The following is a 12,275-nucleotide window of genomic DNA, read 5'->3' as shown; positions in this document are numbered from 1 at the left end:
AAGGATTTCGTTGGAGAAGTCCATGGTGCGGGTGAACCAGGCTCGCTCTGCATTCGATCTTGCCCGAAAAAACCGCAGGATGACCCGTGCACTTCTGGTGACCGAAGTCGCCAACTATGATTTCGGGATCGGTGACGAAAAGGACCTGTTCGAGACCCTTATTATTTACACCCGGGTTCTGGTCGGGTTTTATGATGCATTGTACAACTTCAACGAGTCGGTGGCGAAATTTGAGAGGGAGGTTTTTAGTACCAACCGGTAAAGTCCATTTTTTGAAGTAGTGAGGGAGCACGAACAGGAAATGCTGATGGCGGTTTTCTACCATTGCGAGGCGCTCAGAGTTCGGTGAAAACTCTTTTTTCAGATGACGATGTGTCTGAGGCAGAGCACTATTGGGTGGCGCTGAACATGGTTCTGGGCGTCGGCAAAACGCTGTTTCACCGGCTGGTCCAGGCATTGGGATCCCCCAGGAATGTATTTAATGCCTCGCGGCAGCAATTGATGCAGGTGGAGGGGATTGGTGCAAAAACCGCGGCACAAATCCAAAAATTCGACTTGGAGCGCAATCTGGACCGGGAATACCGGTTGATGAGGGATACCGGAGTGCGTGTGCTCACTTTGGAGGACCCGCGTTATCCGCCGCTATTGAAAGCCATTTACGATCCGCCTCCGGTATTGTATTTCAAGGGACGGGTTTTTGATGACGTGAGTTTTCCCTTTGCCGTGGTGGGTACCCGCGCGGCGTCGAGTTACGGAAAAATAGCCACCGAACGCCTGTGCAGTGAGCTTGCTCAACGCGGCGCGTGCCTGATCAGCGGCATGGCTCGCGGGGTCGATACCCTTGTACACATAACGGCGCTCAAGGAAAACGCAGTGACCCTTGCGGTGATGGGATGCGGTCTGACACACACGTATCCGCCGGAAAACCGCGCGCTCAAAGAAAAAATCATCGAGTCGGGCGCGATTATCTCCGAATTTCCCATGTCAACGAAACCGGATCGCAACAACTTCCCTGCTCGCAATCGCGTGATCAGTGGACTTGCGCACGGAACTTTGGTGATCGAAGCAGGGGAAAAGAGCGGTGCGTTGATCACTGCGCATTTTGCCTTGGAACAGGGAAGGGAAGTGTTTGCATTGCCCGGCAATATTTTTTCACCAAAAAGCCAGGGCGCGCACAATTTGATAAAAAAAGGGGCGAAACTGGTGGACGGCGTGGACGCCATTCTGGAAGAATTTTCCCCGGAAGTGCAACAAAATCTGGTTGCGAAAAAAAATGATGATGAAAAAATTGAATTGACAGATTTCGAAAAGCTATTACTTTCATTAATAGGCCACGAACAGCATCACGTTGATGATCTGATTGAACGCAGTCATTTGCCAGCGGCGGATGTTTTGGCTACACTTGTACAGTTGGAATTGAAAGACCGGGTTACGCAAACGGATGGCCTGTGGCACCTGGCCCGGTTTCCCTGAAGCATTGAGGTATTATGGGTAAATCCTTGCTCATCGTGGAGTCACCCACGAAAGTCGAAACGCTCAAAAAGATCATTGGGAAAGATTTCGTCGTCAAGGCCTCGGTGGGTCACATCAAAGACCTGCCGAAAAAGAAGCTGGGCGTGGATGTCGAAAATGATTTCAGTCCCGAATACATCACCATTCGTGGTAAGGGAAAAATCCTCAATGCGTTGAAGACAGCCGCCAAAAAAGCGGACAACATCTATCTCGCCCCCGACCCCGACCGCGAGGGAGAGGCGATCGCCCACCACATCTGCAACGAGGTTTCGAAAATCACGAAGGGCAAGATTTACCGCGTGATGTTCAACGAGATCACCAAAAAAGCCGTCACCGAGGCGATCAAGCATCCCACCGAATTGAATGCTAATAAAGTGAACGCACAGCAGGCCCGGCGTATTCTGGATCGTCTTGTGGGTTACAAGATCAGTCCCATCCTGTGGAAAAAAGTCCAGCGTGGACTCAGTGCGGGGCGTGTGCAGTCGGTGGCGCTTCGGATGATTTGCGACCGGGAAGAGGAAATCAAGAACTTCAAGAGCGAAGAATACTGGACCATCACCATCGATCTCGAAGGCAGCAAGGAGCCCGAATTTCAGGCCAAGCTGTTCAAGGTCGAGGGGAAAAAGGCGGAGATCGGCAACGAGGAACAGGCCCAGGCCATTGTCAAGGCGGTGGAGAAAGGGGAGTTCGTCCTCGAGGACATTGTCAAAAAAGAGAGGAAGCGCAATCCTTCCGCCCCCTTCATCACAAGCACCCTCCAGCAGGAGGCGTCCCGCAAACTCAATTTCTCTCCGAAGAAAACCATGATGCTTGCCCAACGCCTGTACGAAGGAATTGCGCTGGGTAAGGAGGGCACCGTGGGTTTGATTTCCTACATGCGTACCGACTCGACGCGGTTGTCGGAAGAGGCAATCGGGGACATTCGCCGTCTCATCGAGGACAAGTACGGCAAGGAATACGTGCCCAAGGCGCCGAATGTGTACAAGAGCAAGAAAACGGCGCAGGAGGCTCACGAGGCGATCCGGCCCACCAACATCATGCTTGAGCCAAAGTCTATCAAGGAATACCTCGAGAAGGATATGTACAACTTGTACGAGCTGATCTGGGCACGCACGCTTTCCTGCCAGATGGTTCCTGCGGTCCTGGATACAACCCAGTTTGACGTGGTAACTGACAAATACCTGTTTCGCGCCAACGGTTCGGTGATCAAGTTCGACGGGTTCATGAAGGTGTACGTAGAGGACACGGATGACGAAGGTGCGGGCATGAAGTCTACTGAAAAAATTCTCCCCGACATCAAAAAGGGCGAGATTCTCGAAATGAAAAAGGTCCTTCCGGAACAGCATTTCACCCAGCCACCGCCGCGGTTCACCGAGGCGATGCTGGTGAAAGCACTGGAGGAGAAAGGCATCGGCCGGCCCAGTACTTATGCCGCCATCATCAGCACCATCAAAGACCGCGATTACATCCGGAACGAAGACAAGCGCGTGGCACCAACGGAGTTGGGTCATCTGGTCTCGGAACTCCTGGTGGACAATTTTCCGGACATCATGACGGAGGAGTTCACGGCGCAGATGGAGGACCAGCTTGATCAGATCGAGGAAGGCAAGATCGAGTGGGTGGACACGTTGAAATCGTTTTACGGTCCCTTCGAGAAAGACCTGGTGGAGGCGGAAGCCAAGATGAAGGATATCAAGAGCCAGGTAGAGGAAACCGATGAGGTTTGCGAGAAATGCAACAGCCCCATGATCATCAAGTGGGGGCGCTTCGGCAAGTTCATGGCCTGCTCCGGCTACCCGGAATGCAAGAACACGAAAGAAATCGGCGGCAACAACGGCGAAGGCGGCAAAAAGGTTTCTGAAAAGGTGGATGACACTTGCGATAAATGCGGCGCCCAACTGGTTATGAAGATGGGCCGTTTCGGCAAGTTCCTCGCCTGCTCGGAGTATCCGGAATGCAAGTTCACCAAACCCATCAGCCTGGGCATCAAGTGCCCTGAGCCCGACTGCAAAGGCGACATCTCGCCGCGCCGTACGAAAAAAGGCCGTACGTTCTATGGATGCAGTGAATACCCTAATTGCAAATTCACTTCCTGGGACAAGCCGGTGGATGAAGCCTGCCCGAAATGCAACAACGCCTACATGGTCACCAAGTGGAAAAAGAATGAAGGCGAAAGCATTGTATGTCCCGGTTGTGGCTTCAAGAAATCGTCCGACGAAGCAGCATAACGTTTAAAAGAACCGGGAATCATGACATCGCATGTGACCATCATCGGGGCCGGGCTTGCCGGATCGGAAGCGGCCTGGCAGATCGCCGAGCGGGGCGGCCGGGTGGTTCTTTACGAAATGCGTCCGGAGCTCAAGACCCCGGTTCACAAAACCGACCACTGTGCCGAACTGGTGTGCAGCAACTCCCTTGGGTCCAACCAGGACACCTCCGCTCCCTTTTTACTCAAACAGGAACTGCGCAACCTCAACTCGCTTGTGATCCGTTCAGGCGACCGGCATGCGGTGCCCGCCGGCGCGGCTCTGGCCGTTGACCGCAATCTGTTTTCGGCGGAAATAACCCAGTCCCTGGAGCGGCATCCCAACATCACCCTGAAGCGCAACGAGGTGAAGGACATTCCATTTGACGGACCCGTCATCATCGCCACAGGGCCCCTCACTTCGCCCGCGTTGTCGGACCGCATCTCATCCCTGCTGGGCCAGGGCTATCTGTATTTTTACGATGCGCTTTCCCCGATTGTGGACACCAATTCCATCGATATGACCAAAGCATTTTTCGCGTCGCGTTACGGCAAAGGCGATGCGGATTACCTGAACTGTCCCATGAACAAGGAGCAGTACGATCAGCTGGTGGACGGATTGTGCAAGGCGGAGAAAGTACCTCTTAAGGAATTTGAAAAGCCGGTTTACTTCGAAGGGTGCATGCCGGTGGAGGAACTGGCATTGCGGGGTCCCAAAACCCTTGCTTTCGGCCCGCTTAAGCCGGTCGGCTTGAACCATCCGGAGACTGGGGAGAGGTTCCATGCGGTGGTGCAGTTGCGGCGGGAAAACAAGGAGGGTACCGCCTACAATCTGGTCGGGTTTCAAACCAAACTGACCTACCCTGAGCAGCGCCGCATTTTCCGCATGATCCCCGGATTGGAGAACGCGGAGTTTTTTCGGTACGGCGCCATTCACCGCAATACGTTTATCAATTCGCCGGAATTGCTGTCCGCCGATTTGAGCCTGAGGAAAAACCCGAATGTCTGGTTTGCAGGACAGATCACGGGTGTGGAGGGGTATGTGGAGTCCTGCGCAATGGGCCTGGTTGCCGGGCTCTGCGCTTTAAGCCGGGTACGTAACGCCCCCTTCACAAGGCCGCCGAAAGAAACGGCCATCGGTGCGCTGTTGCATTATGTGACGGAAGGCCCCCCTAAAGGGAATTACCAGCCCATGAATGTGAACTTCGGGTTGTTTTCGGGGGAAGAATTCAAAATCCGGGACAAGAAGGTTCGCAACGCCAAAATCATTGAGCGCGCCCTCGCTATGCAGAGGGAGTGGCTGAAAACCCTTTCCTGAACTTTATACGATACAGACCGCCAGCACCTGTTTGAGGTCGCAATCCCCCTTGAAGATTTTCCGGATGCCATCCTGCTTCAGGGTGGTCATACCGTCCTTGATGGCCTGATCACGCAATTCTTCGACCAGAGCCTGCTTCATAACCATGCGTTTGATATCCCCCGTGCCCTCCAGGACCTCGTGGAGACCGGTCCTGCCCGCATAACCGGTGTCGCTGCACTTCTCACAGCCCTTAGGCCCATACAGTTTAAGATCGTCAGAATATGGGATGTTGATATTTTTGGAGAAAAGTTCCGGATCCCCATACTCATTCACCAGGGTATCGTATTCCTCTTTGGTGGGATGGTATTCCTCCTTGCAGTTTTTGCAAAGCGTACGCACGAGGCGCTGGGCAACGATGAGCAGGAGTGCGTCGGCAAAGTTAAGGGGGTTCATGCCCATGTCGAGAAGGCGCGTGATGGTTTCCGGCGCGGAGTTGGTGTGCAGGGTGCTGAACACCAGGTGACCCGTGAGGGACGCCTCCAGACCGATAGCACAGGTTTCCGCGTCGCGCATCTCACCCACCATGATGACATCCGGGTCACCGCGCAGAAAGGAACGCATGGCGCGGGCAAAATCGAGCCCGATCTTGTTGAGCATCTGGACTTGGCGTAACCCTTTCTGCGTGATTTCCACCGGGTCCTCGGCGGTCCAGATCTTTTTTTCCGGGGTGTTGATGTAACCGAGGGTGGAGTGCAGGGTGGTGGTTTTACCGGAACCGGTCGGCCCCACAACGAGGATCAGGCCATAGGGTTTCCCCGCCATCGCCTGGATCAATTTCAGGTTGCGGTCTGAAAAATTCATTTTATCGAGCGGGATCGGCTTGCTGGCGGCAAGGATACGCAGAACCGCGTCCTCGTTTCCGCCCACGGTGGGGCAAGTGGCAAGCCGGTATTCCACTTCCCTTCCCCCGTATTTGAGTTTGATTTTGCCGTCCTGGGGCAGGCGTTTTTCCGCGATATCCAGACGTGCCATGATTTTGAGGCGGGACATCATGGCGAATTTGTACATGGGTGGAATTTCCTGGTACACGCGGCAGGCTCCGTCTTTACGAAAACGCACCACCATGTGGTCCTTGCCCATGCCCGGCTCAATATGTATGTCGGACACGCCGTTGTCATAGGCGTCGGTCAATATCTTGTTCACCAGCTTGACAATGGTGTTGTCGCTTTCGCTGATCGCGTTTCCATCCTCGTCCTCTTCTGAGGCCAGTTCGGTGTCTTTTTCACTTTCCAGCGCGTTGAGCAGGGTGGACATTTCTTCCAGAGGAGCCCCGGCCGACTCCTCCGCCACGGCGGCATTCAGAAAGTCACGGATGTCGGCCTTCAACCCGACGCGGAACTCAATCTTCTTTTTGACGAAAATGAGCTTGATGTTCTGGATTTTATCGAGGTTGTTGGGGTTGTCGATTACGATGACCACCTTGTCGTCTTCGCGTTCAACGGGTACCCAGTAATTTTTAGACAGAAAGTTAAGATTCAATCCTTCGAAAATGGTGGCGGGCAGAACCATTCCGTCTTCGTACCCCATGTACGGAATCTTGTAAAAGTTTTCCAGTGATTTTCCAAGTTCCTTTCTCGAGATACCGAGTTCATCCAGAAGGATGTTTTCGATATCAATCTGTTCCTTGCGAGCGCGGTTAATGGCTTTATTCAGTTCGATGTCAGTCAGCAAGCCCTGTTGCAGGAGATAAGAAAACTTCGTGGGTTTTTGTTGAACGAATTTCGACTGGTTGTAAAAAGCAAGGGCCAGAGTTTCGGAAACGACCTTGGCGCTTTTTTCGTCAATGACGTTAAAAGGCTGGTTGTTCTTTTTGTTGATCAACTGCAAAACCCCCATCATTTTGTCTTTATGGATGAGGGGAGTCACAAGCATGCTTTTGGTCTGGAAACCTGAAATTTTGTCCCAGGAACTGTCAAACGTCAGTTCAGGGTGAAACTTTTTCAATTCCCGGTCATCGTATACGTTTTTAATGACCACCATCCTCTGTTCCATGGCCACACAGCCAGCGATGCTCTGTGGAGCAATGGGAACCCGGATTTCATTGATTTTCTCACCGGATTTGACTTTGGAATAAACCTCGTTGCGCACCGGATCCACGGCATAAACCGTGATGAGGGTGGCATCGAACAATTCGAGAATACGATCTTTCAGGGAGATCAGGATTTCATCCACGTTTTTGGCGGAGTGGATGTCATTGATGATTTTGACGAGCTTTTCCTGCAGTTCGGCAGAGGAGAGCGGTTTGGAACCGGGCGTATCCATGGTCGGGGAATTTCTTGCAGTCATGGTACTGTTCCCATCCAGTTTGGTTACTAAAAATCCCAAGTAGGGTGCAAGTTCCTTGGAAATTTTAAAATCCTGTTCCGAGAACCCGCCGTTTCCAATCTTGTTGACGAATTCCACGATCCCCACAACTTTTTTCTTGTAGGGCAGGGGCAAAACCATCAATGACCCGGTTTCGAGATTCAACACGTCATCAACGGTAGAGCCGATTTTGAGGTTGGGGTTCATGGTCAGAATCGAACCCAACTCACCCGCACTTTTTAATAAAATCGGCCGTCCGTTGAGCGTTGCGTGCCCCACCAGCGTGTCGCTATTTAAGCGGATCCGACGCTCTTCAACTTCGTAACCCAACGCATGACAGGAAACCAGTTGCTTGCTGGCCCGGTCCAGTTTGTAAAGGACCACCGATTCGCTGGGAAACAACGCTTTCAATTCTTCCAGAAGTTGCGGAAGCAAGGCGTGCAGGTCTTCCGATGACTGGATTTGGGCGCTGATTTCCTGGGCTTTCTGTTCCAGAGCAGCGGAGTCGGTCGTCATACAAGTTAATCAACAAGGACAGGAACAGCCACTTCGCAATGCGACGTCTTCGACCACCCGGGTCAGGACTGATTACTCCATGCGATGCATTTGGGAGAAAACAGTATAAAGTCTTCCCCAATTAACTTCAATGGTTTCCGGGAGAAGAACGGTGCCCTACTGAATGCAGACGGCGAGCACCTGTTTTAGGTCACAATCGCCTTTAAAGACCTTCCAGATGCCATCCTGCTTCAGGGTGGTCATTCCATCCTGAATGGCCTGCTGCCGAAGTTCTTCTACCAGCGAACTTTTCATGATCATGCGTTTGATATCGTCCGTTCCCTCAAGGCATTCGTGCAACCCGGTACGGCCCGCATACCCGGTATTGCTGCATTTTTCGCAACCCTCCGGACCCTGCAACATGAGATCATCGGAGTAGGGAATGTTGATGTTTTTGGCGAAAAGTTCGGGGTCGCCATATTCTTTCACCAGGGTGTCGTACTCTTCCTTGGTGGGGTGATATTCCTTTTTGCAGTTTTTGCAGAGGGTGCGTACCAACCGCTGGGCAACAATAAGCAGGAGGGCGTCGGCAAAATTCAGGGGGTTCATACCCATGTCGAGAAGACGCGTGATGGTTTCCGGGGCGGAGTTGGTGTGCAGGGTGCTGAACACCAGGTGACCCGTGAGGGACGCTTCCAGACCGACGGCGCAGGTTTCCACGTCGCGCATCTCACCCACCATGATGACGTCCGGGTCGCCGCGCAGAAACGACCGCATGGCGCGGGCGAAGTCGAGTCCGATCTTGTTGAGCATCTGCACCTGGCGGAGCCCGTCCTGGGTTATTTCCACCGGGTCCTCGGCGGTCCAGATCTTTTTGTCCGGTGTGTTGATGAAACCGAGGGTGGAGTGCAGGGTGGTGGTTTTACCGGAACCGGTCGGGCCCACAACGAGGATCAGCCCATAGGGCTTGGCCGCCATGGCCTGGATCAATTTGAGGTTGCGGTCGGAGAAGTTCATATTCTCCAGCGGGATCGGCTTGCTGGCGGCAAGGATACGCAGAACCGCGTCTTCGTTTCCACCCACCGTCGGACAGGTTTCAACGCGGTACTCGATGTCTTTCTTGCCGTATTTCATTTTGATCTTGCCGCTCTGTGGAAGCCTTCGCTCAGCAATATCCAGCTTCGACATGATCTTGATGCGGGAGAGAAATGCCTGTCGGTACATGGGCGGAATTTCCTGATACACACGGCAGGAACCGTCCTTGCGAAACCGGATGCGCATGGACTTTTTTCCGAGGCCCGGTTCGATGTGGATATCCGACACACCGTTGTCGTAGGCGTCGATCAATACCTTGTTCACCAGCTTGACGATGGTGCTGTCGGTTTCGCTGATGGCGCTGACTTCATCTTCCTCACTACCCGCATCGACCTCAACATCCTTTTCACTTTGCAGAGCGCTCAGCAGGGTGTCCACGTCCCCGGTATCCGCAGGCATGGCGCCGGGGCTGTCGTCTTCAGGAGTGGCATTGAGAAAGTCGTGAATGTCCGCACGCAGTCCTACTTTGAATTCGAGGGTCCGTTTGGTGAAAATCAGTTTGATACTTTGAATCTTGTCCTGGTTGGCCGGGTTGTCGGTAAGGATGGTAACCCGGTTCTGCTCTTCATCTTTGGCGATGGGAAGCCAGTTATTCTTGAGGAGAAAGTTGGTGTTGAGACCGGTGAACAATGATTGTGGCAACACGATATCCGGGGAATAGCCGTAATAAGGAATGTTGTAAAATTCCTCCAGGGATTTGCCGAAATCACTGCGGTTGATTTTGTATTCGTCGAGAAGAATGGTCTCGATATCGACACCGCTGGTACGTGCTTTTGAGATCGCCTTGGTCAATTCATCCTGGGTGATGATGCCGTTGTTAATGAGGTAGCTGAACTTTGTCGGCTTGGCCATCTTCTGTTTCTGCTTGTTCTTGATGGCCAGCGCCAGGGAATCCGCGATGGTCTTGATGCTCCTCTCATCCTGCGGGGTGAACGCGATTTCATTCTGCTTGTTGGCTAACTGCAACACGCCCATCACCTTGCCTTCGTGCACAAGGGGGGCGACCAGCATGCTCTTGGCTTTTTCCCCCAGCGAATTTTCAATGGTTCGCTCGTAAATCATCTCAGGGTGGTATTCCACCAACTCCACCTGGTCATGCACGTTTTTACATTGAGAATACGTTTTTCTATTGCCACGCAACCGGGCAGGGTGGCAGGACCCAGGGCACAACGGACTTCGCTTTCTCCCCCACCGGTCTTCAGTTTGGCAAACAGCTCTTTTTTTGCCGGATCGAGAGCATAAATGACTGCAAGCCTGCAATCGAATAACTGCAGGATCGGCATTTTCAATTCCATCAGGATTTCATCCAGTGTCCCGGCGGAATGAATGGCATGCGAAGTGGCCTGGATTTTTTCATCAATGATCTCGGTCTGCATCTTGACGATGGCATGACCCAGGGTGCTGGCCAGTTCCTTTGCCAGCCGGACGTCTTGATCGGTGAAGTGGGGTTTGCCCCGTTTGTTGATGACCTGAAGGACCCCCATCATCTTGCGGTTGTGGGGCAGTGCTACTACCAGTACCGACTTCGTCTTGTATCCCAGTTTTTCGTCAAAGGATTTTTCGAGGGTCAACTCAGGATGAATGCGATTTAACTCTTTGCCGTCGTATGCGTTGAGAATATTCAGCGTGCGGCCCGATGCCGCGACAAAACCAGCCAGGCTTTTGGGCGAGATATCCACCCGGATCTCTTCAACCTGGTTGTCCTTGAAGTTTCGGGAGAACAACTGGCGTTTGGGGCGATCGATGGCAAATACCGTCACCTTGTCAGCATCAAACAGTTCCCTGAATTCACCGATCAATTCAAACAGGGTTCGGGTGATGCTGTTGGAGGACAGGATTTTGTTGACCAGGGTGCGCAGTTTGTCTGCGGAACGACGCTCGCGGCCAGCGGCCTGCGTCTGTGGAGCAGTCTGGCGGACGGCCCGTTTTTGCGCGGGATTTCCCGGAGCCTTCGGGTTTCTTTGCGGAGGCGAATCGTTCAAGGTGGTATGAAACCTTATAAATTAACGCTAAGTGTAATTCTAGTAGTACATCATTAATTTTACAAGGTTTAGAGGGGTTTTAAAATTATTTTTGGGTGGAGTGCCGAATTGGTCGGGAAATGCGGGCATTTGCGGTAGCTTTGAGGACTTTTTTTAAGGGTTGCGGATATTATTAGATGTCGAGGTCTTGGAAAAATACGGCTTTCTCTTTAATGAACTTGAAGCGGTTCTGGGCGTCTTTGCCCATCAAACGGTCGAAAGTGACGTCGGTATTCCTGTCATCGGCGATAGTGACGCGGATCAGGGTGCGGTTGGATTTGTCCATGGTGGTGGTTTTGAGGTCGGAGGAGGGCATTTCTCCCAGACCTTTGAAGCGGCCGATTTCGTATTTTGCACCGTTCAGCTTGGAGACGATCTTGTTCTTTTCTTTGTCGTCAATAGCGTAAAAAGTTTTTTTGCCGGCATCGATGCGATACAAAGGGGGCTGGGCGATGTAGAGATGATTTTCGTGGATCAGGCGCGGCATGAAACGGTAGAAAAAAGTGAGGAGCAGGGTGCAGATATGGGCCCCGTCCACATCCGCGTCGGTCATGAGAATGATTTTTCCATAACGCAGTTTTTCATACTGGTAATTGGGTTCGATTCCTGTTCCGAGGGCGGAGACGATGTTCTGGATTTCCTGGTTGGCGAGGATCTTGTCCTTGGTCGCGGTTTCTACATTAAGAATTTTGCCACGAATGGGAAGGATAGCCTGCGTTTTGCGATCGCGTGCCTGTTTGCTGGAGCCGCCGGCGGAATCGCCTTCACAAATGAACAGTTCGGACTCATCCCGGAGAGTGGACGAACAGTCCGAAAGCTTTCCCGGCAGATTGAGCCGGTGCGAGATGTTCGATTTTCGGTTGACCGAGTCCTTGGCCTGCCGGGAGGCGATACGCGCCTGCGCCGCCAGGATGATTCGGTTGGACAGCATGTCCCCCTGCGTCTGGTGTGTGTTTAAAAAATCTTCCAGCGAATGACGCACCACGGAGTCCACCTGCGACGTGATGTCCGAGTTGAGTCGCCCCTTGGTCTGGCCCTGGAACTCGACATCGCCCTGCAAATAGATGTTGATGATGGCAACGAGTCCTTCTTTCACGTCGTCTCCGGTGATTCCGGAAACGCCTTTGGGTAACAGGTTGCGTCGCTCGATGTAGGCGCGAAGCGCCTTGGTGATGCCGTTGCGGAAGCCGTTTTCATGGGTGCCGCCGTCGATGGTTTTGATGGCGTTGGCGTAGGAATGGAT

At 52.8% G+C, this 12,275-nt stretch carries 7 protein-coding genes and 1 pseudogene; 4 read left to right on the top strand and 4 right to left on the bottom strand.

Annotated features, from left to right (window positions below):
* The 4 genes and pseudogenes from TX82_RS16355 to trmFO form a co-directional block, all read left to right on the top strand.
* A pseudogene (locus TX82_RS16355) lies at window positions 1-262 on the top strand (hypothetical protein); the annotation flags it as partial.
* A 146-nt stretch (window positions 263-408) separates the two neighbouring features.
* Window positions 409-1,473, top strand: a complete 1,065-nt coding sequence (gene dprA, locus TX82_RS11560; protein ID WP_042252532.1) for a DNA-processing protein DprA — start codon at window positions 409-411, stop codon at window positions 1,471-1,473.
* 14 nt (window positions 1,474-1,487) lie between these two features.
* Complete coding sequence (gene topA / locus TX82_RS11555; protein ID WP_005010707.1) at window positions 1,488-3,740, top strand: type I DNA topoisomerase; 2,253 nt, start codon at window positions 1,488-1,490, stop codon at window positions 3,738-3,740.
* A gap of 21 nt (window positions 3,741-3,761) precedes the next feature.
* Window positions 3,762-5,075 (top strand): methylenetetrahydrofolate--tRNA-(uracil(54)-C(5))-methyltransferase (FADH(2)-oxidizing) TrmFO, encoded by a 1,314-nt coding sequence (gene trmFO, locus TX82_RS11550; RefSeq protein WP_005010705.1) that lies wholly within the window; start codon window positions 3,762-3,764, stop codon window positions 5,073-5,075.
* A 3-nt stretch (window positions 5,076-5,078) separates the two neighbouring features.
* Here trmFO and TX82_RS11545 read toward each other — a convergent pair whose 3' ends face one another.
* The 4 genes from TX82_RS11545 to TX82_RS11530 all read right to left on the bottom strand — a co-directional run.
* Complete coding sequence (locus TX82_RS11545) at window positions 5,079-7,937, bottom strand: GspE/PulE family protein (RefSeq protein ID WP_005010702.1); 2,859 nt, start codon at window positions 7,935-7,937, stop codon at window positions 5,079-5,081.
* A gap of 156 nt (window positions 7,938-8,093) precedes the next feature.
* Complete coding sequence (locus tag TX82_RS11540; RefSeq protein ID WP_144079161.1) at window positions 8,094-10,073, bottom strand: GspE/PulE family protein; 1,980 nt, start codon at window positions 10,071-10,073, stop codon at window positions 8,094-8,096.
* Complete coding sequence (locus tag TX82_RS11535; RefSeq protein ID WP_005010697.1) at window positions 10,070-10,993, bottom strand: GAF domain-containing protein; 924 nt, start codon at window positions 10,991-10,993, stop codon at window positions 10,070-10,072. The genes TX82_RS11540 and TX82_RS11535 overlap by 4 nt, the downstream gene beginning before the upstream one ends.
* Before the next feature lie 172 nt (window positions 10,994-11,165).
* Window positions 11,166-12,275, bottom strand: a 1,110-nt coding sequence (locus tag TX82_RS11530) for a toprim domain-containing protein (protein ID WP_042251143.1), incomplete at its 5' end; no start/stop codon positions are given.

Source organism: Nitrospina gracilis 3/211 (genome assembly GCF_000341545.2).
Classification (GTDB): Bacteria; Nitrospinota; Nitrospinia; order Nitrospinales; family Nitrospinaceae; genus Nitrospina; species Nitrospina gracilis.
Note: the sequence above shows the minus strand (reverse complement) of the source record. Positions and strands in the feature narration are given on the sequence as shown.

Coding starts and splice junctions, on each gene's coding strand:
- trmFO (WP_005010705.1), top strand. CDS start 3,762: ATGACATCGCATGTGACCATCATCGGGGCCGGGCTTGCCGGATCGGAA.
- topA (WP_005010707.1), top strand. CDS start 1,488: ATGGGTAAATCCTTGCTCATCGTGGAGTCACCCACGAAAGTCGAAACG.
- dprA (WP_042252532.1), top strand. CDS start 409: ATGGTTCTGGGCGTCGGCAAAACGCTGTTTCACCGGCTGGTCCAGGCA.
- TX82_RS11545 (WP_005010702.1), bottom strand. CDS start 7,937: ATGACGACCGACTCCGCTGCTCTGGAACAGAAAGCCCAGGAAATCAGC.
- TX82_RS11540 (WP_144079161.1), bottom strand. CDS start 10,073: ATGATTTACGAGCGAACCATTGAAAATTCGCTGGGGGAAAAAGCCAAG.